Here is a 25,367-nt window from a genome sequence, read left to right on the forward strand (position 1 = left end):
TTGAGGAGAAAACATCCCATGACATTAGCCCAAAAACGCTCTGTTAGTCCTAAGCTTGATAATAGCTTTATATCCTGGATAAAAAAGCAGATTCCTGAACTTGTTCCACCTGCGATCGCTTTAGGTATATTTCTCGCACTTTGGCAAATATTTGCATTAACTCCCGGTGCAACTTTACCCGGACCAATTAAAGTAATTCAAGACACTTGGGTATTAATTTTGTATCCTTTTTATGACAAAGGTGGCATTGATAAAGGATTGTTTTGGCAAATTTTTGCTAGTTTACAAAGAGTGGCAATTGGTTACTTTTTTGCTGCCGTAATTGGTATCAGTTTAGGAGTGGCAATTGGCATTAATAAAACACTATCTAAAGCTTTAGATCCTTTATTTCAGCTGTTAAGAACTGTACCACCTCTAGCATGGGTTCCCATTTCTTTAGCAGCATTACGACAAAACGAACCAGCAGCATTATTCGTAATTTTCATTACTGCTATTTGGCCAATTCTAATTAACACTGCGGTAGGAGTCAAAGAAATTCCCCAGGACTACACTAACGTTGCTAAAGTTCTGCAACTTTCCCAAAAGGATTATTTTCTAAATATCCTTATTCCTGCGGCTTTACCCTACATTTTCACAGGTTTAAGAATTGCCATTGGTTTAGCTTGGTTAGCGATTATTGCAGCAGAAATAGTCATGTCCGGTATTGTGGGAATTGGTTTCTTTATTTGGGATGCTTACCAAAACAATTACATCAGTGAAATTATTTTGGCACTAGTTTATATCGGTGTAGTTGGTTTGTTACTAGATAAAGGCATGGCTTGGTTACAAAATAAGATTTTGCCAGAACAAAAATAAATAACTCGTAATACCGCAACGTAATTTGTAATTAAGAAATTGCAATCACCAATCACCAATCACCAATCACCATGTCTGTATTTGTTGCTATTGATCAAATCGATAAAGTCTTTGAATTAACTGGTGGCGGTCAATATATCGCCCTCAAAGGCATTAATTTAGAAATTAAAAAAGGTGAATTTGTTTCATTAATTGGTCACTCTGGCTGCGGTAAATCAACTCTTTTAAATATGATTGCTGGGTTAGATTTACCCACAGAAGGTTTAGTCACTCTGGAAGGGCAAAGAATTAAAAAACCTGGGCCAGATAGAATGGTAGTATTTCAAAACTATTCACTTTTACCTTGGCGAACTGTTAGAGAAAATATCGCCTTAGCGGTAGATTCAGTATTAAATGGAATGCCAGCAGCCGAACGTAAAGCCATAATCGACAGACATATAGATATGGTGGGTTTACGTCCCCATGCTGATAAACAACCAGGGATGTTATCAGGTGGACAAAAACAACGGGTAGCTATAGCTCGCGCATTGGCAATTCGTCCTAAACTATTACTATTAGATGAACCCTTCGGCGCTTTAGATGCACTAACTCGCGGTAATTTGCAAGAGCAATTAATAAAAATTTGCGAAGAAAACGAAGTTACCGCCGTCATGGTTACACACGACATAGACGAAGCCGTTTTGTTATCTGACAGAATTGTTATGTTAACTAACGGACCAGAATCAAAAATTGGCGATATTTTAGAAGTAGATATTCCTCGTCCTCGCAAACGGATGGAAGTTGTAGAACATCCCAGCTACTACATTTTGCGAAGTGAAATGATTTACTTCCTCAACCAACAAAAACGCATCAAAAAATTAAGGGCAAGAAAAACACCAGCTATTGCTCGTCATGGCTTAGAAAAAGTTAATTTAGAAATCGGTTTCTTACCTCTTACAGCTTGTGCGCCCCTAGCAATAGCTAAAGAAAAAGGCTTTTTTACAAAACATGGTTTAGATGAAGTTAATTTAGTACGAGAAAGCAACTGGCGCGGTATCGTTGATGGTATTTCCGGCGGTTATTTAGATGCAGCCCAAATGCCATCAGGAATGCCAATATGGTTATCGTTAGGAGGCAACAAAAACCAACCCTTACCAGTTGTCACCTCCTTAACAATGACACGCAACGGTAACGCCATTACCCTAGCAAAGAAATTTTATGAAGAAGGTATATACAGTCTTTCTGACTTCAAAAATTACCTCCTCAAAACCCGTGAACAAATGCACAGAATGGGGGTAGTACATCCAGCCTCAATGCACAATTTACTTCTGCGTTATTGGTTAGCAGCAGGAGGAATTGATCCTGATGTTGATGTGGATATGAGAAATATCCCTCCTGCCCAAATGGTAGTAGATTTAAAAGGTGGTACTATTGACGGTTACTGTGTTGGTGAACCTTGGAATTATCGCGCCGCAGTAGAAGGTTCAGGCTTTACAATTGCCACAGATTTAGAAGTTTGGTTAGGACATCCTGGTAAAGTTTTAGGAGTCAGAGAAGACTGGGCTAATAATTATCCAAATACTCATATTGCCTTAACCAAAGCATTATTAGAAGCCTGTAAATATTGTGCTGATCCTCAAAATGCCCAGGAAGTCAGAGAAATCTTAGCAAGTCGAGAATATGTCAGCACCGACATTGATTTTATCCAAATAGAAGATCCTGATAATCTGAATACTTGCGATTTAGATCATCCCATGCGCGAGTATGCCCATCATCAATTTTATTCTGATTCGGCTATCAATCGTCCTAGCAGAACAGAGCAAATTTGGATCATGACACAGTTAGCAAGATGGGGTGAAACTCCCTTCCCTCGTAACTGGGTAGAAATTGTTGAAAGAGTTTGTCGAGTTGGTGTATTCAGTACCGCAGCGAGAGAATTAGGTTTAGATATTAGCTACACTCGTCAACCCATTCAATTATTTGATGGTAAACCCTTCAACGCTGATGATCCTTTTGCTTATCTCACCAGTTTAGATATTAAACGTGATTTCTCTGTCGCAGAAGTCGTTCTCGATACTCCTAGAAAAATAGCAGCTTAATTACAAATTCTCGTTCCCATACTCCTCGTTCCCATACTCTTCGTTCCCATACTCCTCGTTCCCATACTCTGTATGGGAATGAATAAAGTAAGGCTCTGCCTTACACAATGATAGAGGCAGAGCCTCTTAATAACATTCCCAGTCTGAGACTGGGAACGAGTAAAACAGCCGCTTAAAATATTCCTTTCTTTTTTTATACCTCTGCCTCTCTGCTTGATAAAAACTCTATCCCCATTCCCAAACAATGCAAAACCGTACCCTAACTACTACCAAATCATCTACCAGAATTAATAACCATCAACCATTTTTACAAATTCAAGATGTTTGTAAAGTCTACCCCACTAAAACCGGACCATTTACAGTGCTTGATGGTGTCAATTTAGAAGTTGAAAAGGGTGAATTTATTTGTGTAATTGGCCACTCTGGTTGTGGTAAGTCAACGTTATTAAATATGGTTTCTGGTTTTAATACTCCTACCACGGGAAAGGTATTATTAGAAGGACAAGCTATTACTAAACCTGGACCAGATAGAATGGTGGTTTTTCAAAACTACGCTTTATTACCTTGGCGTACTGCATTTGAAAATATTTATTTAGCTGTAAATGCAGTTTATCCCACCAAACCAGAAGCAGAAAAACGTGCTATTGTCCGGGAACATTTAGCAATGGTGGGACTGTCTGATGCAATGGAGAAGAAACCTATGCAAATGTCCGGGGGTATGAGACAGCGGGTTTCTATCGCTCGTGCTTTGGCTATTCGTCCTAAAGTATTGATTTTAGATGAGCCTTTTGGGGCTTTGGACGCTATCACCAAAGAAGAGTTACAAGAAGAATTGTTGAAAATTTGGAATGAGAACCGCTGCACCGTGTTGATGATTACTCATGATATTGATGAGGCTTTATTTTTGGCTGATAAGTTAGTAATGATGACTAATGGACCTCATGCCAAAATTGGGGAAGTGATGGAAATTCCATTTGGTAGACCACGGGATAGAGCTAGAATTATGGAAGATCCCCAATATTATCAACTCCGTAACTACGCGCTAGACTTCCTATTTAACCGTTTTGCCCATGATGATGTCGGTTAGTAAAAAAGTTGGCGAACTTAAGTTCGCCTATTTCCTACTACTTCATGTCTAAATAAGAGCTATCATAAATAGAATCTTATACATTGACTAACACAGGGAATTTTTCAAAGATGTATAAGTATTTTTCTATATCAAGTATCTAATATTTATTTAATAATTCATGCCTTTGCGTTAATTTTTTAGACCGCAAAGGCTGTATGCTATTTTTAATCAAACAGTTGAGCCAAGTTCCAGGTCAAACGCCTAAAATTACACAATCTTGCGTGATTGTGTACCAGGTTAGCCAAGGTTTCACCTTGAGTAAAACCTTAAATCACAATTTATGTAGATTTTGCAAAGCAATTATAAAGCCAGCAAGATATTTTTCTTTTTGCTGTATTTTGTTTTGAAAGCACAATTAAGCAATACTTGAGGAGCATTTACAAATGAATTTTGAAAACATTAATTCCATAAAACTTAAATATTGTCAACAAATATATTAGATCAACATTAATATATTATCTCCCCCCCCACATAAAACTGCAAAGGCTGTTAATAAACGAGATTTATTTGTAATTTTAACAGCTGAGATTTTCTGGCTTACATCAACCAAAATTAGCCAACACTAATATTTTCAACTCATCATAAACTGGGTAACTAAAATTTGCGTTGTTACCGAAGATTCTGATTGCCAAATTATCATGGTTGCATTTGAAAAAAGGTATTTTGTTTTGGCTAAATGCTTGTAAGTCAACAGCGAAAAATTTTTTGTCTCCCCACATTATTTATTTCCCTTTCATGCAAATAACCAATACCATTCATTTTCGCAATTTACGCGGCGATATTTTCGATGGTGTCACAGCTACCATTGTCTTTCTACCATTAGCGTTAGCCTTCGGTGTCGCTTCCGGTGCTGGTGCTGTAGGCGGTCTTTATGGTGCTGTGTGTGCAGGCTTTTTTGCTGCCTGATTTGGTGGTACACCTACCCTCATTTCTGAACCCACAGGTCCGATGACTGTAGTTATTACTGCTATTATCAGTTCTCTAACAGCACGTGATCCAGAAAATGAGTGAAGCACCTCACTCTTACTTTTTTTAACTCTTTAAAGTTCATTTATTACAATACTCCTCATTCGGGGAGAAGGAGGCATTCGTGGATTTTTTGTCCTTATTTTTCACGGACTTTGTTAAGCAGTTGCAGTCCCCAACACTCGGCTTTTTGATTGGTGGGATGATCATTGCTGCCCTTGGTACCGAATTAGTAATTCCAGAGGCTGTTTGTACGATCATCGTCTTCATGCTGCTTACCAAAATCGGTCTGACCGGTGGAATTGCGATCCGTAATTCCAATCTGACGGAGGTATTGTTACCCGCATTGTTTTCTGTAGTCACAGGGGTTGTGATTGTATTCATTGCCCGCTATACATTGGCCAAGCTGCCGAAGGTTAAAACAGTGGATGCGATCGCCACTGGGGGGTTGTTTGGTGCGGTGAGTGGCTCTACTATGGCTGCTGCCCTAACACTACTGGAAGAACAAAAGATCCAATACGAAGCATGGGCTGGCGCACTCTATCCCTTCATGGATATCCCAGCACTCGTAACTGCGATTGTCATAGCCAACATTTATCTCAATAAGAAGAAGCGTAAAGAAGCAAACGACTCTACCATGCAGGAGGCTTTCAGCAAGCAGCCCGTTGCGGCTGGTGATTATCCTAGCACTCGGCAGGAGTATCTCAGTAAGCAGAAAGATCCTGGGGATAATCGGGTCAAGATATGGCCGATCATCGAAGAAAGCCTCCGGGGTCCGGCCTTATCGGCAATGTTGTTAGGCCTCGCTCTTGGCCTATTTACCAGACCAGAAAGTGTCTATGAAAGCTTCTACTCTCCCGCCTTTCGTGGTTTGCTTTCGATCCTGATGCTGGTCATGGGTATGGAGGCTTGGTCAAGGATTGGCGAACTGCGTAAGGTCGCCCAGTGGTACGTTGTGTATAGTGTGATCGCACCATTTATACATGGGTCAATCGCCTTCGGTCTAGGTATGATTGCCCACTACGCCACGGGATTCAGCATGGGCGGTGTCGTTATCCTGGCTGTCATCGCTTCCTCTAGTTCAGACATCTCAGGTCCGCCCACGTTGCGAGCCGGTATCCCGTCCGCCAATCCATCCGCCTATATAGGTGCGTCCACAGCGGTCGGTACGCCAATTGCGATTGGTGTGTGTATACCTTTCTTTATCGGTCTTGCCCAAGCGATAGGCGGCTAATCCCAGAAGGTTCGTGGTCTGTTGGCGCTCCTTGAACCGGCAGACTAAGCAACTTAGTATTGGGTTTGAATAACAAAAATATATAATATCAATTTACGTAAGTAAGGAGGTAAGCAATATGTCGAAGCGTGCCAACAAGCTCGTCATCGTCACGGAAAAGGTTCTGATCAAAAAGGTCGCCAAGATCATTGATGAATGCGGGGCGACCGGTTATACGGTGGTGGAAACTGGAGGTAAAGGTAGTCGCAACGTGCGCTCTACTGGTAAACCCAGCACTTCCGACACCGATTCAAATGTAAAGTTCGAGGTACTCACCGAAAATCGGGAGATGGCCGAAAAGATTGCGGATCTGGTCGCGGTGAACTTTTTCACCGATTATGCGGGCATTATCTATATCTGTGAAGCAGAGGTACTGTACGGAAGACATTTCTGTGGGCCAGACGGCTGTTGAGTCGAAACGACGCAGATTTAAAAAGCCGGGGCATGACCCCGGCTTTTTTGTGGTCGTTACTCAAAAGGTTAAATGATATCAACCACAGAAGTTAACAGATAATAGAAATAAGTACCTGAGCAAAATTAATTGAATATTTTCGGAACAAATAAAAATCCCTATAGTGCTTATCTGTTCCCTGTTCCCTGTTCCCTCTCCTAAATGTACAATTTATTTTGCACGACTACTTATAGGAATCATATTTGATTCTTGAAAAACGCTCCTTACACTTCCCCTGTTCCCTCTCTACAGAGATAATTTCAAAAATCAAATACCAGTCCTATAGATGTTGAAGACTTAAATTATAAGTGAGACTAATAATTTCAAAAAATGGTTAGAAAATTTAGGCGTTTTGAGTTTGTTACCTCCTCATCATTTGATGGTAGACCGTAAGGAAGCACTCAAGCAAGCAGTAGCTTTAGTTGATAGTTTTGCTAAACCGATTGATACCTCAATTTCCTAACCACTAATATCATAAATAACAAGACCTCAGCATTGCTAAAGAATTCCAGGTTATTGTCTTTTATATGCTATAAGACATACAGAAGAGTTGATCACTTCACCCAACTTTAAGATTAAAATTCTAGCAAGGTCGAAAGACATGGAGAATCCAGACATCTAAACTACAAAAGGTACGTCCCATGAATCCCCGCGCACTGCTGTTAGTAAATCGTCATTCCCGTCAAGGACAAGAACGCCTCTTGGAAGCTATTCATTGTTTGGAGACGCTTGGTTTTCATGTAATTCAAGAATCTACAGAAAACCCAAAAAATTTAGGTGATATTATCCGTCGTTACCAACAGGAAATTGATTTGGTAATTGTTGGTGGTGGTGATGGTACTCTTAATGCTGCTGTAGATGCTATCTTTGATACTCAATTACCTTTGGGGATTTTACCTTTGGGAACTGCTAATGATTTGGCTAGAACTTTAGGAATTCCTAACTCTTTACCGGAAGCTTGTCAAATTATTGCCGGTGGGCAGTTGCGACGAATTGATTTAGGTTGGGTAAATGGTAAGTATTTTTTTAATGTTGCTAGTTTGGGTTTGAGTGTAAAAATTACTCAACAATTAACTAAAGAAGTAAAACGGCGCTGGGGAATATTTGCCTATGCTGCTATTGCATTGCAAGTAATTTGGAAATCCCGTCCTTTTAGTGCAGAAATTCGCATCAATAACCAATCAGTTCACGTCAAGACTGTACAAATTGCTGTAGGCAATGGTCGCTATTATGGTGGTGGTATGGCTGTATTTCATGATGCTATGATAGATGACCAAAGACTGGATCTTTATAGTTTAGAAGTTAAGCATTGGTGGGAAATCATACCTTTACTGCCGTCAATGCGCCAAGGCAGACATATACATTGGCAGAATGTCCGCGCTATACAAGGGCAGGAAATTGAAGTATACACTCGTAAACCTCGCCCTATAAATACAGATGGTGAAATAACTACACATACTCCCGCTGTGTTTCGTGTGATTCCTAAAGCTATAGGTGTTTTGGTGCCACGACTATAATCTATCTATGTGCGGACATTCCTATCACCTGGCAACAAAATGCATTTGAGATTTTCTCAAGACATTAAGTCTTTACTCCAACGTTTAGCCCAACAGCCACTGACTCTAGGTCATATTCTGACGGAAACTTCCGAACGGGGTTTTAGCTTAGTTATTGCATTATTAGTTTTGCCGTTTTTGTTTCCGATGCCACCAGGGCTGACTGGACCATTTGGTGGTGCTTGCTTAATATTATCATTGCAAATGGTGTTAGGTAGGCGATCGCCCTGGTTGCCCAGAAAAATCGCTAACTACCAGTTTCCTCGCGCCTTTGCTCAGATTATCTTAAAAAATTTGCATCTGGTAACTAGGATATTAGAGAAAATTGCCCGTCCCCGATTGGCAAGAATAGCAAATCATCCTTGGACTTGGCAATTAAATGGGCTTTGTATCTCTTGGTTGACGATATTGCTAATTTTACCCATTCCTTTTACCAATCCTATCCCCACTGTCAGCATATTACTTTTGGTAGCTGCCACTATTGAGTCTGACGGTTTACTGATGTCTATTAGCTATATTTTTACAGCCTTGACTACCTTGTTATTTGGGTTTATTGGTTATGCACTGTGGTTAGCCCCCAATTTGCTACCTAGGATTTTTGCGCCTAGCTAATGTCAGTGAATCACATAGCTCTAGATAAATGAAGTTTGTTACAAAAATACATACTATTATTGGTTGTAATTTGTTAATATGAGGTACTCAGGATAAAAACTGAGGAAAAGTAAATCAAGCCAAAAATCTTGATTTTTCGTCTCTATTCGGAAAAATTCTGCTTGTTAGAAAACTTTTCTGAATCAGAAAAATTCATAATTAAGCAATCTAAAAATTGCTAAAATAAAACCCCCAACTAAAAGCTGAGGGATATAATCTAAATTAAGGTGCATCTACTATTTTCTTATCCATCTGAGTTCTGACCATATCCGGAAGATTTCGGTTAGTCAAACAATTTATTGTATAGAACTTAGAAAAATGTTGAGTTAAACCCCCAGTTTCCACTCTGAGGGCAGTTAGTCAATTAAGGTATATATCCTTCCGTCTGTGTTTTGGCTTAATCAGGATGAATTGAAGAGAGAGTCTCTCAAATGTGTAAATTAACCCTACGCTGGTTGGGAAACTTAAATTTTTCCTGAGTCCGCGTAGGTTAATCGCATTTATATCGCCTTTTTCTAGATGCAAGATGTGAGTACAAAATAGACATCTCTGGAAAAGTAGAGACGTTTCATGGAAAGTCTCTACAACCTATCTTCCGCACCCTCAACTGTCACAATCGGTTTTTACTCTTTTTTGTGATGATATGAGGATGTATTGTATACCACATCTCAATGAATTAACGGATACATGATGTCGATAAGGCATAATTTATATCCAAAAATCAAGAGAGAATTAAGTGATAATACTATGTGACACCCCAGGGTGCGGAATGTGGGCTACAAGGGTTCTCGGAAACGCATATTTAATTTTCACTCCTATGTTTAATGATTATTGGATTTTCTGCAATACTTGCCGAATATGATCTGATGTCACCTCGTCAGTAACTTTCACTTCACCAATTTGGCTTGGTAAAACAAAGCGCACTTTACCGGATTTGACTTTTTTATCTAATTGCAAAGCATCAATAATCGCCTCAATATCTAAACCTGCTGGTAATTGTGTTGGTAAACCAGATTTTTTAATTAAGGCATTTTGACGTTCTGTGTCTGTTTGTGACCACAACCCCAATTTTACGGCAATTTCCCCAGCTGCTACCATACCAATTCCCACAGCTTCACCGTGTTTTAACAGACGATACCCTGTCAAGCTTTCTACAGCATGGCCGATAGTGTGACCATAGTTAAGAATTGCCCGTAATCCAGATTCTTTTTCATCATTGCTGACAACATCTGCTTTCGCTTGACAAGAATGGGTTATTATGTAATTTATCAGGTCGGATTTTACATAGCGGAGTTGGTCAAGGTGTTTACTCGCTTCCAATTGGGTAAATAATTCAGCGTTCCAAATTACGCCGTACTTGATTACCTCCGCCATTCCCGCCCGAAACTCTCCTGCTGGCAGAGTTTTTAAGACCTCTGGGTCAATGACAACTAGGCGCGGTTGATGAAATGCGCCAATTAAGTTTTTACCATGGGGATGATTTACGCCGGTTTTACCACCAATTGCTGAATCTACCATTGCTAAGAGACTGGTAGGAACTTGGACAACATTAATTCCCCTTAACCATGTAGCAGCTGCAAACCCAGTCATATCACCAACAACGCCTCCTCCCAAAGCCACCATTGTAGAGGAACGTTCTAGGCGATTTTCGAGGGCGATATCATAGATTTTTTGAATAGAGTTAAGAGTTTTATAGCGTTCTCCTGGCGGCAGGTTGTAACTTGTGACTTCAAAGCCGGCATTTTTCAGAGATGCGATCGCTCTTTCACCATAATATTTAAATATCATCGGGTTAGAAACCAGCAAAACTTTGTTACCTAGCTGCAAGCTGGCCATCTGTTCACCTAGTTTATCTAAACTCCCCGGTGCAACAGTTATCTCATAAGAATTGTCTGGTATATCTACTTTAATTACAGAAGTCATTCAAAAACCCCAATATAATCACTCGTCCGCGTATTTTACCGCAGTTTGGCGACTGGGGACTCTTTACTGGAGACTGAGAAAGAATTCTTGTGAATTAGGAATTAGGAATTACGAATTACGAATTACGAATTACGAATTACGAATTATTAATGATTCAATATAAATAAGTAACTAATGTGGAGAAACACAAATGGCTGTAGTTGAATATATTGTATTCTTAGGCGTGTTCATGGGTGTAGCCGTCGGTTTGCTGTTCGGTCTGCGTTCTGCCAAGATCATCTAATCCCTGGTTAATTTACCCGAAAACCCTATTAAGCCCCCTTTTTTAGGGGGTGGGGGGGATTTAAACAGTCACAGCCGTAGGCATTTTTTCCTGCTTTTGAAATGGTGGACGCATTTCTAGACCCAGCAAATTCAACATTTCTCGATCAGCGTCATAATCAGGACAGGGCGTTGTCACTGTTAACATTTTGTGATCATCACTGGAAAAGATGGAATTAGCGCCCGCCATAAAGCATAAAGATTGTTCTACTTGGGAGAGTTTTGCCCTACCGGCACTTAAACGCACATCAGATTGAGGCATAACAATTCTAGCAGTAGCAATCATTCGCACCACTTCCCAAATTGGGACTTCGGGTTGATTTTCCAAAGGTGTACCGGGAACCTGTGAGAGAATATTAATAGGTACAGATTCTGGATGTGGCTGTAAATTGGAGAGAGTGTACAACATTCCTACACGATCTTCGACGCTTTCGCCTAAACCGAGAATGCCGCCAGAGCAGACAGTAACATTAGTTTGGCGGACATTTTCAATTGTATTCAAGCGATCGCCATAAGTCCGACTAGTAATCACAGTACTATAATATTCTTCAGAAGTATCCAAATTATGGTTATACGCGTACAATCCTGCATCTTCTAAGCGTTTCGCCTGATTTGCACTCAGCATTCCCAAAGTACAGCAGACTTCTAAACCCATAGCAGTGACATCCTGCACCATATCCAAAACTTGCTCAAATTGGGAATTATCCCGCACTTCCCGCCAAGCCGCACCCATACAAACGCGACTCACACCGATTTCTTTGGCTTTCTTAGCAATATTCATCACCGTTGCTTTTTCTAACAGTGCTTCCGGCTTTACCTCGGTTTTATAGCGAGAAGACTGGGCGCAGTAACTACAATCTTCTGGACAACCCCCGGTTTTAATAGAGATTAGTTTACAGACTTGTATTTGTTTTGGATCATGAAATTGGCGATGCACACTAGCAGCTTGATAAATAAGCTCTAGAAATGGTGTATTGTAGATGTCCAAAATCTCTGCTTGCTGCCAATTGTAGCGTATTCCCACCATCATCATCCTTTTATAGATTGGATTTATCAATAAATGCTATAATACCATCACGATTTTTCACAAAAAAATTCAGTTAAGTGCAGCCGCCTTCAAACTTCAAAATTTAAGCAAGAGATGCACAGACACGAAGACATTTTCAAAGGGGATTGAGACTCAGACTGCAACATAAGCCATCGGTAGACTTTCCTTCCTAATCAAACAAGTTATAACATCTCAAGCGTGTTAGTAAGAGACATATTCTGAATAATGTAGCTTATGCAATCAGAACTACCATTAATTACAAGTGAGCGCCTGTTACTAAAAATAGCCACTCCCAAGGATACACCTGAAATCATCAATTATTTTCTCAAAAATAAAACTTATCTTACTCCATTTTGTGTAGCTTGGATTGATGGCTTTTTTACCGAAGAATATTGGCAAGACCAGATAGAAAAACAGTGTTTTGAATTCATTAATGACTATTCATTAAAATTATTTATTTCTACCCAAAAATATCCCCAACAAATTATTGGTACTGTCAACTTTAGTAATTTTATCCGGGGAGCCGCTAATTTTTGCAATGTTGGATATACTCTAGCAGAAAATGCACAAGGTAACGGCTATATGACAGAAGCCCTAAAAGCCGGAACTGAATATATTTTTCAACAATTAAATTTTCATCGGATCATGGCTAATTATATGCCCCATAATCGCCGGAGTGGTAACGTACTCAAAAGACTCAATTTTGTCATTGAAGGATATGCCAGAGACTATTTATTAATTAATAATAAATGGGAGGATCATATTCTCACCAGTCTCACTAATCCTCACTGGAAAATACAGCATTTCTAAATAGGCATAGCTGTAAAAAAAATTGTAGAGATGTAAGATTAAAAGAAGATCAATTAAAATTTGCTGATAATGACTCTGGCTGAAACTCCAAATCATACCAATTCTAGTAATCCTTTACTCACCCTTAACTACGAAAGCGCCTTAGAATCTCTAGGTAGCGACTACTATGATGAAGTTACAGCAGCAGAATTTCCCCAACATATTCTGCGTTGGCGCAATAATGCACTACTCCCACTTTTAGGACTAGATTCCCGAATAGTCAAAGATGAAGACTTTATCACAGCTTTTGGTAAATTTAAAGAACGCAAACCCTTATTAGCACTGCGTTATCACGGTTATCAATTTGGTGAATACAACTCACGTTTAGGTGACGGTCGAGGCTTTCTCTATGGACAAGTACGGGGAACTGATGGTGAATTATACGACTTTGGTACAAAAGGTTCTGGGACAACACCTTACTCCCGTGGTGGTGACGGAATGCTTACCCTTAAAGGTGGAGTCAGGGAAGTTCTAGCAGCAGAAGCACTCAACCGCTTAGGTGTGAGAACCTCACGCTGTCTGAGTATGATTGAAACAGGTTTAGACCTGTGGCGAGGTGATGAACCTTCACCTACTCGGTCATCAGTAATGATACGGATGAGTAAATCCCATATCCGGTTTGGAAGTTTTGAAAGACTCCACTATTTAAAGCGTCCTGATTTAACCAAAAAGCTGCTAGATCATGTCATTGAAACTTATTATCAACATCTAAATTCTGAACATGATAAATATGCCTTATTTTATGCTGAATTAGTGAAGCGAGTAGCCGAACTAGTAGCCCAGTGGATGGCTGCTGGTTTTTGTCATGCAGTCCTGAATACTGATAATATGTCGATTACTGGTGAGAGTTTTGACTATGGTCCATACGCCTTTATTCCCACTTATGATCTATCCTTTACTGCGGCATATTTTGATTATTATAAACGCTATTGTTACAGTCAGCAGCCAGGGATTTGCAAACTGAATTTAGAATTGCTGCAAGAACCCTTAAAGGCAATAATTGATATCGGTGATTTGCAAAATGGTTTATCTAAATTTGCCGAATATTATCTGGCTGAATATCGAAATCTGATGTTGAAAAAGTTGGGATTTGAAGATTTGCAATTTGCTGAAGCTGATGAACTTTTGCAACTAACTATTACTTTTTTACAAGATAGCCAAATTGGTTATCATCAATTTTTCTCAGATATGGCTCGCACTTTTGATAGTAAATGGCGAGACGAACCCGCATTTGTGATGAATTCTTCCGTGATTACTCCTGCTTTGGGAACATCAGCAATTTTTGATAATTGGTGTTTGATGTATCATCAAATTCTCAATCATTTTGATCCCCATGAAATGGAAATAATTGCCCAAACTCTAGCTAAATATAATCCGCAAACAGCATTATTAAGACCTGTAATTGAATCAATTTGGGAACCTATCGCCCAGGAAGATAATTGGCAACCTTTTTATGATTTAGTTCAGCAATTCCAATAACAGATGATTGGTGATTTTTCTCATTCCCTCGCAGAAGCTGACGACTAGTACCGCAGGGCGGAAGTCAAAAGTCAAAAGTCAAAACGAAGACAGCATAGGATTGTCGGAGATTTAGAATGGTTAGTTTATTTACGCCGTGCTGTACTAGTAAATGACGGTATATCGTTGACTATTTGCACATTATCCGCGATTCTCTAGAAAAAGAAGCTTGGGGATGTCTTTCTCATTAGTCTCAAAGCAGGAGGTACAGGACTCAATCTCACCGCTAATGAAATTACATCAAATTTCTGAGTTACCCTAATCTTTGCAATTTAAGCATCGTAATACATATCATCAACCACAAAAAACCAACTCCATAACCAGCAATTATGTCTGTCGGCCAATGGACTCCTAAATATAAACGGCTGATACCAATAGCAACAATTAAAATAACCGTCAAACTGTAAATAACTTTGGAAAAATGAGGATAGTGAGTTGCCAATTCGTAAGCAATAAAACCATAAAGCACCATAGAACCTAGTGCATGACCACTAGGAAAACTAAAAGATTTTTCCGAAATCAAACGATGCCAAAGTTCAGGGCGAGGTTTAGAAAAAAACAACTTTAGCCCTGTATTTAAAATTAATCCTCCCAAGCAAGCAATTACAAAAACTTTCGCTTCTTCTCGATAACTTCGCCACCAAAGTAATAAGACAGTAATACATGCAACTATAACCACTGTAATAGGATTACCAAGATTTGTCAGAAACAGCATCAAATGATCTAAACTTGGATTGGCGAAATGATGTAGCCATAATAAAAAAGTAGTATCAAAAGCAAAAGTTTCTCCTTCCAAAACCTCTTCAGCTAGTTTTGCTAAAACAAAAAGTATAAGCAGACAACTAGCAAGTCCAACAATCCCAATTGTGGCAATTAAGGAAGCTAAACGAGGATGTAGATGACGCAACCAGAAATTAGAAATTTGTCGAAGCATAATTTAATATTATTCATCGTTATAATATGTCGTTTTAAATACTCAGCTAAAGGTTTAGCAATGCGATTGTCATCTTCAATTATCAAAATTCTCATAATACCCTAAGGTTATGCGGCTAGTAGTTTGTCTCTTCCTTTTCTCCTGTGTCTAATCACGTTAAATTTTCAGATACAATCCGGTTTCTTCCCTGGGCTTTAGCTGCATAAAGTGCTTTGTCAACAATTTCAATGAAGCTATTTGTAGCAATCTCCAAATTAGGAAAAATAGTTGCAACTCCTATACTCAAAGTTACAAAGTTATCAACTCTAGATTTAGCATGGGTAATCTTGAGATTATATACCTCTTGTCTGATTTCTTCAGCTAGATATATAGCCCCATGAAAATCTGTATTGGAGAGAATTATGACAAATTCTTCTCCTCCATAACGTGCTAATAAATCAGCTGGACGCTTAATTAATAATCTTAGTGTTTTGGCAATTTGCTGTAAACAATAATCTCCCATTAAGTGACCATAAGTATCATTATAATTTTTGAAAAAATCTACATCACATAATAATAGAGATAGAGGTAGTTTTTCACGGGCAAGTCGTTGCCATTCTAAATTTAAATAATCATCAAATTTCCTGCGGTTGGCAACTCCTGTCAATCCATCTAAAAGAGCAAAAAGTTGTAGTTGTTGATTAGCAGACAGCAAAGCTTCTTCCATTCTTCGACGTACCTTTATTTCTTCCTGCAATTGGTAATTTTGTTCAATAAGTTGCTGCTGTTGCTGATAAAGTCTCAATTGACTTTTTACCCGCGCTAATACTTCTAACTCTTGAAAAGGCTTGGTAATGTAGTCTACTCCACCCATTTCAAACGCCTTCACTTTATCTACAATTTGGTCCAAAGCGCTAATAAAAATTATGGGAATATTTACAGTTTCTTCTTGATCTTTTAATTGCCGACAAACTTCATAGCCATTTATTTCTGGCATATTAATATCAAGTAGAATTAAGTCAGGAGGTTCTATTTTTGATGCCTGAATTGCAACTTTTCCACTGACAGTTTTCTTGACTTTAAACCCTTTTGATTCTAACATCTTAGATAGTAGTCTAAGATTATCTGGGTTATCATCAACAATCAAAATCAGTCCCAGGTTTTCATGGTTGTAATATCTTGATAAAGGCATAATTTTATTTTATTGGTATTTTATTGGTATTTTATTGGGGAGAAGTAAGACTAATAATTGTCTCTATATGGAAATTATCAACTAAATTTTCTAGTGTATCAGTTATTTGCTGGTGTTCTGGTGGAATTTGTTGAAAAAGTTTGTGTAGTTTTGTCTCATCAAGCACGAGTGCTGTTTCATGAACTTGAGCAATCCAATTAGGAGACATAATCTGTAAATCAGATTTAGTTAATTGGATTAATTGATGATCTAGTTTAGAACGATTTTGTTGATGAGTTTGATCGGAATAGACATAGCGTACATTGAGATGATGTGCCATTTTTTCAAAGAGAATATTTTCTTGAAACGGCTTGGCAACAATATCATCACAACCAACTTGTAAAATAGCTTGTTTATCTTCTTCAAAAGCACTTGCAGTCAGAGCAATCATCGTCAATTTTTTACCTTGACTCATAGATCGAATTTGCTTGGTTGCTTCATATCCATTCATCACAGGCATTTGTATATCCATCCAAATTAAATCAGGTTGCCATTCTTTATATATTTCAATTGCTTCTAAACCATTGTTGACTGCACATACATCAAAACCAACATATTTCAGCAGTTTGACAAGTAGTTGCCGATTTTCTATAATATCTTCAACAATCAAGATTCGATAGTTCGGCTGTCCTGGTTCTAGTCCAACTACTCGTTTAATATTTTGGATGGGAGAGATCACATCGATGTTATTAGCGACAGTAAGTTGAACGCAACAAGTAAAAATTGTTCCTTCACCTAAAATACTGTACACTTTCACATCACCTCCCATGAGTCTAGCAAATTGACGACTAATAGCTAGTCCCAGGCCAGTACCCTGCATAAACTGTCGTCCACTTCTAGCCTGTAAAAATGCTTCAAAAATTAATTCTTGGTCTTCATCAGCAATACCTGTCCCAGTATCTTCAACTTTAAATTCAACAGTTATTTTGCCTGTTTCTATGGCTGAAAAAGTATAGTTTAGGGGATAAGAAACCTTGATAGAAACCTGACCAAAAATAGTAAATTTGATAGCATTACCTATGAGGTTAATGATTATTTGCCTGAGCTTACCTTCATCTCCATAAACATATTGACTTACCTTCGGATTGAATTCAGTAATTAAATTTATGCCCTTATCTGTGGCTTTGAGGGTAAACATTTCTTGAATTGAGTAAATTAGACGATGTAAGTCAAAATAAACTTCATTGAGGGTGAGTTGACCTGCTTCAATTTTAGACATTTCTAAAACGTCATTAATTAAAGCCAGTAAATGCTCACCACTACGACTAATAATGTCTAAATTTTCTTGGTCTTCTTCAGATAATGAGCTATTGCGGTTTAATATTTGAGTAAAACCCAAGATAGCATTGAGTGGAGTTCTTAATTCATGACTCATTTGAGCTAGGAATTGACTTTTAGCACGGTTGGCAATTTCTGCTTGTTCAGCTGCTTGCTGTAATGCTAGTTGGGAAAATTCTAATGCGGCCAGCATCAGACTATTTCTCATTTCTTGTGCTACTTCAATTTCAAATGCTTGCCAGGGGAGTGATTTATCTTTAACTGTTTGTTTCCATAGTTCAAAGGATTTACGTGGGGTGAGGTACTGGTTATTATCTGAGTTAATAGATATTGCCTTGTGAGGATTCCCTGCCCAATTCACAGTTTGAATTTGTTCTGGTCTAAACCAAATGATATGATAAGAACGTTCGTGTATAACAATAGAAATCGCTAAAATACCGCTGGCTATATTGTTAACATTAGTAGCATTTGGATATATTTCTGTGAGAGAATCTGTGTAAAAAATCTCTTGTTGATTCTTTTGATTCATGATCCAGTCTACTAACTGTCTTGTATCTTTTTCTAAGGGAGTCTTACCAATTAAGATTAATTGTCCTTGTAATAAGACGGCAGCACCAGTAGCTCTCAGTAAATTTAATAAACTTGATTCATTACGTTGAAAAACATTGCCAATGTAATCTAATTCATTGGTTAAATTATGATTTAATTGTTCTTGAATTAATTTGACTTGTTGACGATAGAAATTTAATGACCGTTCCCGTTGATTAATTAATGCAATAGAAGCAAATTGACCAATGACTTTGCAAATTTTGCGAGTCTCATAATCAACATATTTAGTTGAATAATGGTGACAAGCAATCAAACCCCAAAGCTTATTTTCCTGAATGAGAGAGATGGACATCGAACAAGCAACACCCATATTCTGCAAATATTCTAGATGACATGATGAGATACTTCTCAATATTGAATGACTTAAGTTAAGGGGTGTATCTGTAACAGGATTATTTGTGGGAATAATTTTGACAGGTTGATAATTAACATCTGGGATGACTCGCAGCAAATTTTGGTAGTAAAGTTGTCTGGCTTGATTGGGAATATCAAAAGCAGGATAATGTAGTCCTAAATAACTGTCTAGATGATTTTGCTTATCTTCAGCAATAACAACACCACTATAGTCTGATTCAAATCTGTAAACCATCACCCGGTCAAAATGGGTTATATTTCTAATTTCTTGGACGATAGTTTGTGATAGTTGAGGTAAGTTTTGTGTGTTACTGATGTTAGATACTGCTTCTTTTAGCAGATTAATATGTATAAGTAAATGTGTGTTATTATGAGTAGAATGAGGTTCCATTTCTAGAATTAACACATTGTCAGAACGATGAATAATTCCTAAAAAAACAGGGTATTTTTTTTGATTAGGGGATTTTATTTTTAATATATGAATAGATAGTTCTTCTGTATTTAAAGAGTTAGCAATTGTCTGAAATTGTTGTTGAGATAATAAACAACTTAAATCTTGACCAAGTAAAGATTCTGCGGAAATTCCGAAAAAATGATTGGTATTTTCACTAGCTTGTAAAATCTTCAGATTTGGTATTTGTAATGTGAGTAAAATACCATGTGGCTGAATATGTCCAGAGATATGGATTGGTTCTTGATCACAGTCAGTAGTGTCAAACTTTTGTTCTATATTAATATCTGAATTTTTCATATATCTTTGATTGAGTTTTTAATATTACAATTTTACCATTGAAGAAAAAATCCCAAAAAATAAAGGATGTTAAAATCCAACAAGAGTCCTAATATATTGCTTTAATTGCGTGTTCAGGGGAAATTTTGATGATTAAATTAGCCAAGTGAGATGTTATCAAAGGCTTGATAAATAATTCTGGGTGCAATGCTCGCCAAAAATACTTGACAAATTCTTCTATTTCTGAATCAGTCATGCCTGTCTTCCCAGTCGCAATCATTTGCTTTTCTGCTTGTTTACGCCACTGTAAAGAACAGCGATAATCAGTAGGATAGAGGACAATTAAACTATCCAAACGTTGCCAAAGTGGGAGATAATTTCTGAGTTGATCATTCATGTCACGAGCAAAAACTCGGTCTTCATCTGTGATAATTGGATCTGGTGCGGTGGTAAAAGATTCTGGGTCAATTGGTTGCACACCAACAAACCAGCCTTCAAACAGGATAATATCTGCTACATATGTGATAACTTCTGGGGTAGTGCGATCGCCAGCACCTGAGTAAGCAGATTTATCAAAGCGGGGAACACTCACAGGACTCTTGCCTTGACGAAGCTGATCAAGTAAACTTAAACCTAAGTCGATATCGTGGGTTCCTGGTGGTCCTCGCCAAATCAAACGGGGATCTTGCTGCATTAAAGCCAAGCGATCGCTATAAGTTTTGTACAAGTCATCCAAAGACAAACTCAAAGTCCGGTATCCTAACTGCTGGAGAATCAGACTGAGAACCCGCGACATTGTGGTTTTACCAGTACCTTGTCCACCCAAAATCCCCTGAATCAGAGGTCTACCCAAATCTTTGCGACTTGACGCTAGTTTGATTCCCAAAGGTAGCCATAAATCCCACAGCACCTGTATCATAGAATGATGGGGGATGTTTAGTTCATTTTGGCAAAATTGGCTAAAAGTGGGTAAAAATAGATTGAGTAAGTGCGATCGCTCTTGAATGACTTGGGAAACATTTTCAGAGGTAATATCAAATACTTTTGCTCTCAAAGAATCTACTAATTCAGCTTCGGACGCTAAAACTTGCCAAGACTCATCCTTGCCACCGGACATCAAAATTTCATTTAACCAACCAATAGTCATAATTAGCACTAATAACCAAAAAACTACGAACCCAGCTTAAAGGCTTCCAAAAATAGACTGTAGATGAAACCAACCTTGAAAAAATTAAGTGCTTCTACCCAAAGCGCCTGTTTCGCAAAAAAGCTACGACTATAAAATAGTCTACTGGTAATTTCCGTCATCAAGACTAAAACAGCAGCTGCCACAACATCCAATTCAGCCTTTTGTCCAGCAGTAGTAGACACCACAGATCCCATAAAAAAACCAAACAACCAACTAATTAACAATAGTGATAATCGCCGCCAAGGATTGATAAACCATTGCCCCAAGTTCCTAGCAATGGTATCTAATAAATTATTAAGACGAGTATTTTGCATGAACGAGACTGGGGGGTAAAATTAAATTAGCTACTAGTTTTCGCTCTCATTCAGTCTAAGAGGATGTTTTCAAAGTTTTTAATGTATAAATAAACCCCTCTGGTAAACCTCTCACCACCCCCCTACCTGACAGGTGTAGGTTTTTTACATTCTTGTGAGGGCAAGACTTGGGCGACAAGGTAGACAAGGGAGGAAAACCGCAGAAAATTATGTTAATACTTTTCAAATAACCTCTAAGCTTATTTAATGTTGTTATAAATAACTCTTGAGTTTTCAGTGTACATCAAAAATAATACAAACAATATTTTGAGTCAGGAAAATTTTCCAAAGATTACTCTCCTCTAGGGTTGTATCTTCTAGCCTTCCAGAGTTATCTTAAATATAAAGCGTGAACTATCCAAGCTGAAACTAGGCTTCTAAATCAGAAACGGACTAAAGTAGATAGGCTTAATTAAATATTAAGACTTCTCTCCAAATATCTCCTTTTACCTATCAGGGAAAGGATTGGGGTCAAGTCTATATTAATATTTTTTTACGCCCACCTAGTTAACCATAGACTCTGTTAGCAGTAATATCTGACTGTCAAAAATTATGTTCTGTAACCTATATAAGAGATTTATTAACATAGATACTCTTCATTATCACGATACCTAATATAGAGAACACGCTTTAATTCTCATTGAGAATTATGAGCTACCCTGACGTTAAAGCTAATAAAAATCATATCTCTAAAAGTATAATTATGAAATTTTCCATCTATCGTAACTTCGCTATTGTGGGTTGTGCATTGGGACTACTAGGAATAATCATGGGATGCTTGGACATGAGTGTATCATTTGAGTCAGATAAACCAACATCATCATCAAAAATCCCTCAACAAACCTCCACCTTAGAACAGACAATATCTGTACCTGCTACTTCAGAAGAAGTGATATCTGGTAGTGCAGCTAATGTCACAAATAGCCCAAATAAGCAATTAGAAAAACCTATTCCAGAAAATTCATCTCATGTCTTAGCATATCAAGTTGACTCCGCTAATAAAAGCAAAAACTTAGGCAGTTTGCGAATGAGCAATCAAACAAATCAGCCTGTACGTTTAGCCCTATTAGCGCAACAGTCAGCAGTAAAAAACTCCTCCCAGCCCAAAACCAAGTATAGTATTCCGGCTCATTGGGATTTTGCTCCCCAAGAAGGTAGTCAGAAAGGTTTAATTTTATCCCTGCCACAGGGTAATCTAAAACTAGAACAGGGAGATATTTTAGTGGCTTTTGCCCAAGATGGTTCTCGACGCTATTGGGGACCTTATGTTATTGGGGAAACTTCCTCACCCAAATGGAATTCCCAAACCAAAGAATGGCAATTGCTACTAACTCCATAATTGGTATTAGTAAGTTGGCAAAAATGTCTAATGTAAACCCAGAGAATAATAGTTTGTATTGATCTAGAGACAGAAAATTTTCTGTTTCTGCCGATATGCCTTACAGTGAAGTTTGTAGTTTAATATTCGTTAACGCAGGCAGCGTTTTGGTGGTAGCTTAGTGCCTAAATTATATCGATAAAGCCGCTTAAAATCTACAATAGCTTGGCGGTAGTGTATTGGTTGACCAGATACTGTGCGTTTACCATAGGGTATGGCTTTGGCAACTTGCAAAATTCCTTCCTTGTCCCAATTTACTAGACGCGAACCTTGAGCTTTGGCAGGTATATGTTGACGACCAATACCACCTATAAATTCTAAACCTTCACCGTAAAAGCTATCTTTAAAAGTGCCTTGCAAACAAAGCGCATTTTCCCCTAATGTTCTAGTGTCGTAATAAGTACCAACAACTTGATTTCCTTGTTTCCGGAATAAAAAGCAATCACCAATTATCGCATCTGGAGGAGCTATATTACTTGATTTGGGTTGTTGACTACAAAAGCGATAGTTGCCATTTTTGAGTGTATTGAAGGAACGGGTGGCGGGTTGGGATAGACTCTTAGAACCATTCATCGCACTGCACAACAGCACAGCTACAGTTATCAATGGCAAAGTAAATGGATAATAACGGTTCATATTGCTTTAAGTAAGTAGATAGGCTGCAATTACATAGTTGGATACAGGTGCGTTAGGCGCTTTCCAGAAATGTTTGTCCTGACAAATAGAAATTATGCACCAAGATTATTTGTGGAGATATGGTGTGGGGTATGGTGAGAACAAAATCGAACTTATTAACGACTTTTGAATTATTGTGTATGAGAAAGACGCGATTCACCGTGTCTGTGAGTATGGATTTATGAGGCTGAAATTGAGCGTTACCCGCCCTGTTGACCAATTTTTTCACAAGATAGAACAGCGTCCAGCCCTTGCTGTGACTATTTCCATCTTGTGGTTACTGCTGATTAACTGGATAGCTTTTGGTTGGAATTTGGGCAATATTGGCTTGGTTGACGAAACTGAGCCGTTGTTTGCTGAAGCTTCCCGGCAAATGCTAGTTACAGGTGATTGGATTACCCCATTTTTTAATGGTGAAACTCGTTTTGACAAACCAGCGTTAATTTATTGGTGTCAAGCGATCGCATATTCTATTATGGGGGTGAATGAGTGGGCAGCCCGTATCCCTTCCGCACTGGCAGCAACGGCTGTAACAGCTCTGGCATTTTACGCTGTACAGTGGCATTTTGCTAAAAAAGATGAGTTAGAGCAAGTTGCAAATCCTACTCGTCGTTACTTAACAGCTGCTGTAGCATCGGCTTTAATGGCATTTAATCCCGAAATGATTGTTTGGGCTAGAGTCGGTGTTTCTGATATGTTACTCACTGGTTGCATGGCATCTGCTTTGCTATGCTTCTTTCTAGGATACGCTCAAAAATCTTCTCCTTCCCCGTTCCCCAATAAATGGTATTTGGCTTGTTATGTATTGATTGCTGGGGCAATTTTAACTAAAGGACCAGTCGGAATTGTCTTACCAGGGCTGATTATGATTGCCTTTGCTGTATATTTAGGCAAATTCTGGGAACTGTGGCGAGAAATGCGTCCTATTTTGGGTATGGGAATAGTTTTCGCTATATCTGCTCCCTGGTATGTCTTGGTGACTTGGCGTAATGGCTGGAATTTTATTAACTCCTTTTTTGGTTATCACAACATAGAACGCTTTACAGAAGTTGTGAATGGTCACTCAGCCACTTGGTATTTTTACTTTTTAGTCGTGTTGTTGGGTTTTGCACCATACTCAGTGTACATTCTCACTGCTATGGCTAGGTTAAAATTTTGGCAGCGATCGCACTGGCTTAATCAAGAACGTTCTCAACAATTGGGTTTATTTGCTTGTTTCTGGTTTTTTGGTGTCTTTGGTTTTTTTAGCATTGCTGTCACCAAACTCCCCAGCTACCTTTTACCTTTAATGCCAGCTACAGCTATTTTGGTAGCATTATTTTGGAGTGACCTGTTCTCAAACATACAAACTCATAAATCTTTCCGCATCAGTAGCTGGATAAATGTTGCCTTTTTATCGACAATATCAGTAGGACTATTTAATCTATCTAAAATAGTGGGTACTGATCCTGCTGCACCTGAATTATATGAACTAATTCAAAAATTGGGGTTAACAAATTTAGGAGGTATAATTTGGCTTGTTAGTGCGATTAGTATCGCGGCTTTAATATTGAGTAATTATCTGCGTCCCATCATTTTTATTAATTTAATAGGGTTTGTGGCATTTTTATCAGTGGTGTTAATGCCTACTTTGTTTGTGATGGATCAACAGCGTCAACTACCTTTAAGAGAATTATCTGCGATCGCAGTCCAAGAAAAACAACCCAATGAAGAACTAGTTATGGTCGGTTTCAAAAAGCCAACAGTGACTTTCTACACCCAACATAATGTTAATTACCTCAAATTTTCCCAACAGGCACTAGACTATATTCAAAATCAAGCAAATGCGAAAATCCGGCCGCCATCAATACTACTTCTAACGGAACAGAAAAAGTTGCTGGAAATGAACTTACCACCAGATAATTACAAGAATATAGCCACCAAAGGTGCTTATAATCTCATTCGCATCCCTTTTAAAAAAAGTAAAAAAGAAAAACTGGACATTTCGTAATTCGTAATTCGTAATTCGTAATTCGTAATTCGTAATTCGTAATTCGTAA

General features: G+C 38.3%; 20 protein-coding genes and 1 pseudogene. 13 read left to right on the plus strand and 8 right to left on the minus strand.

Going from position 1 to position 25,367, the window contains the following annotated elements; genetic code table 11:
* Window positions 1-18: 18 nt before the first annotated feature.
* The 8 genes and pseudogenes from ntrB (at window position 19) to ANA7108_RS0118610 (ending at window position 8,920) form a co-directional block, all read left to right on the plus strand.
* Window positions 19-855: a nitrate ABC transporter permease gene (gene ntrB / locus ANA7108_RS0118570; protein ID WP_016952316.1), complete on the plus strand. Its 837-nt coding sequence runs from the start codon at window positions 19-21 to the stop codon at window positions 853-855.
* A 71-nt stretch (window positions 856-926) separates the two neighbouring features.
* Window positions 927-2,933, plus strand: coding sequence for a nitrate ABC transporter ATP-binding protein (locus ANA7108_RS0118575; protein ID WP_016952317.1), 2,007 nt, complete (start codon window positions 927-929; stop codon window positions 2,931-2,933).
* 244 nt (window positions 2,934-3,177) lie between these two features.
* A complete protein-coding gene (locus ANA7108_RS0118580) occupies window positions 3,178-4,020 on the plus strand; it encodes a nitrate ABC transporter ATP-binding protein (protein WP_016952318.1) in 843 nt (280 codons plus the stop codon).
* A 777-nt stretch (window positions 4,021-4,797) separates the two neighbouring features.
* Window positions 4,798-5,067, plus strand: a pseudogene (locus tag ANA7108_RS29030) (SulP family inorganic anion transporter); the annotation flags it as partial.
* Window positions 5,068-5,152: 85 nt separating this feature from the next.
* Window positions 5,153-6,262: a sodium-dependent bicarbonate transport family permease gene (locus tag ANA7108_RS0118590; protein WP_016952321.1), complete on the plus strand. Its 1,110-nt coding sequence runs from the start codon at window positions 5,153-5,155 to the stop codon at window positions 6,260-6,262.
* A gap of 118 nt (window positions 6,263-6,380) precedes the next feature.
* On the plus strand, window positions 6,381-6,713 hold the full coding sequence (locus ANA7108_RS0118595) for a hypothetical protein (RefSeq protein ID WP_016952322.1): 333 nt from the start codon (window positions 6,381-6,383) through the stop codon (window positions 6,711-6,713).
* A gap of 680 nt (window positions 6,714-7,393) precedes the next feature.
* Window positions 7,394-8,269: a lipid kinase gene (locus ANA7108_RS0118605; RefSeq protein WP_016952323.1), complete on the plus strand. Its 876-nt coding sequence runs from the start codon at window positions 7,394-7,396 to the stop codon at window positions 8,267-8,269.
* 39 nt (window positions 8,270-8,308) lie between these two features.
* On the plus strand, window positions 8,309-8,920 hold the full coding sequence (locus ANA7108_RS0118610) for an exopolysaccharide biosynthesis protein (protein WP_016952324.1): 612 nt from the start codon (window positions 8,309-8,311) through the stop codon (window positions 8,918-8,920).
* A gap of 867 nt (window positions 8,921-9,787) precedes the next feature.
* Here ANA7108_RS0118610 and aroB read toward each other — a convergent pair.
* Window positions 9,788-10,882 (minus strand): 3-dehydroquinate synthase, encoded by a 1,095-nt coding sequence (aroB, locus tag ANA7108_RS0118615; RefSeq protein ID WP_016952325.1) that lies wholly within the window; start codon window positions 10,880-10,882, stop codon window positions 9,788-9,790.
* Between the two features lie 190 nt (window positions 10,883-11,072).
* Between aroB and petL the strand changes: the two genes are divergently transcribed.
* Window positions 11,073-11,165 carry a cytochrome b6-f complex subunit PetL gene (petL, locus tag ANA7108_RS29035; RefSeq protein WP_015215383.1) on the plus strand — a complete coding sequence of 31 codons (93 nt, stop codon included), beginning with the start codon at window positions 11,073-11,075 and terminating at the stop codon, window positions 11,163-11,165.
* A gap of 60 nt (window positions 11,166-11,225) precedes the next feature.
* On the opposite strand, the gene bioB is transcribed toward petL, so the two are convergent.
* On the minus strand, window positions 11,226-12,230 hold the full coding sequence (bioB, locus tag ANA7108_RS0118620) for a biotin synthase BioB (protein ID WP_026104299.1): 1,005 nt from the start codon (window positions 12,228-12,230) through the stop codon (window positions 11,226-11,228).
* Between the two features lie 255 nt (window positions 12,231-12,485).
* Between bioB and ANA7108_RS0118625 the strand changes: the two genes are divergently transcribed.
* Both ANA7108_RS0118625 and ANA7108_RS0118630 read left to right on the plus strand, forming a co-directional pair.
* Window positions 12,486-13,061 (plus strand): GNAT family N-acetyltransferase, encoded by a 576-nt coding sequence (locus tag ANA7108_RS0118625; protein WP_016952327.1) that lies wholly within the window; start codon window positions 12,486-12,488, stop codon window positions 13,059-13,061.
* 69 nt (window positions 13,062-13,130) lie between these two features.
* Complete coding sequence (locus ANA7108_RS0118630) at window positions 13,131-14,579, plus strand: YdiU family protein (protein WP_016952328.1); 1,449 nt, start codon at window positions 13,131-13,133, stop codon at window positions 14,577-14,579.
* A gap of 292 nt (window positions 14,580-14,871) precedes the next feature.
* Here ANA7108_RS0118630 and ANA7108_RS0118635 read toward each other — a convergent pair whose 3' ends face one another.
* The 5 genes from ANA7108_RS0118635 to ANA7108_RS0118655 form a co-directional block, all read right to left on the minus strand.
* A complete protein-coding gene (locus tag ANA7108_RS0118635) occupies window positions 14,872-15,552 on the minus strand; it encodes a phosphatase PAP2 family protein (protein WP_016952329.1) in 681 nt (226 codons plus the stop codon).
* 151 nt (window positions 15,553-15,703) lie between these two features.
* Window positions 15,704-16,723, minus strand: coding sequence for a diguanylate cyclase domain-containing protein (locus tag ANA7108_RS0118640; RefSeq protein ID WP_016952330.1), 1,020 nt, complete (start codon window positions 16,721-16,723; stop codon window positions 15,704-15,706).
* 31 nt (window positions 16,724-16,754) lie between these two features.
* Window positions 16,755-19,754, minus strand: a complete 3,000-nt coding sequence (locus tag ANA7108_RS0118645; protein WP_016952331.1) for a response regulator — start codon at window positions 19,752-19,754, stop codon at window positions 16,755-16,757.
* An 88-nt stretch (window positions 19,755-19,842) separates the two neighbouring features.
* The gene (locus tag ANA7108_RS0118650) at window positions 19,843-20,880 is read right to left on the minus strand and encodes a hypothetical protein (RefSeq protein ID WP_016952332.1); all 1,038 of its coding nucleotides are present in this window, start codon (window positions 20,878-20,880) and stop codon (window positions 19,843-19,845) included.
* A 23-nt stretch (window positions 20,881-20,903) separates the two neighbouring features.
* Window positions 20,904-21,236 (minus strand): DUF565 domain-containing protein, encoded by a 333-nt coding sequence (locus ANA7108_RS0118655; RefSeq protein ID WP_016952333.1) that lies wholly within the window; start codon window positions 21,234-21,236, stop codon window positions 20,904-20,906.
* Window positions 21,237-21,978: 742 nt separating this feature from the next.
* On the opposite strand from ANA7108_RS0118655, the gene ANA7108_RS0118660 reads away from it, so the two are divergent.
* On the plus strand, window positions 21,979-22,614 hold the full coding sequence (locus ANA7108_RS0118660) for a hypothetical protein (RefSeq protein ID WP_026104300.1): 636 nt from the start codon (window positions 21,979-21,981) through the stop codon (window positions 22,612-22,614).
* Window positions 22,615-22,743: 129 nt separating this feature from the next.
* Here the strand turns inward: ANA7108_RS0118660 and ANA7108_RS0118665 are convergent, their stop codons facing one another.
* Window positions 22,744-23,289: a hypothetical protein gene (locus ANA7108_RS0118665; protein WP_026104301.1), complete on the minus strand. Its 546-nt coding sequence runs from the start codon at window positions 23,287-23,289 to the stop codon at window positions 22,744-22,746.
* A 220-nt stretch (window positions 23,290-23,509) separates the two neighbouring features.
* On the opposite strand from ANA7108_RS0118665, the gene ANA7108_RS0118670 reads away from it, so the two are divergent.
* Complete coding sequence (locus tag ANA7108_RS0118670; protein ID WP_016952336.1) at window positions 23,510-25,318, plus strand: glycosyltransferase family 39 protein; 1,809 nt, start codon at window positions 23,510-23,512, stop codon at window positions 25,316-25,318.
* The last annotated feature ends 49 nt before the right edge of the window (window positions 25,319-25,367 follow it).

Source organism: Anabaena sp. PCC 7108 (assembly GCF_000332135.1).
In the GTDB taxonomy this organism is placed as follows: Bacteria; Cyanobacteriota; Cyanobacteriia; order Cyanobacteriales; family Nostocaceae; genus Anabaena.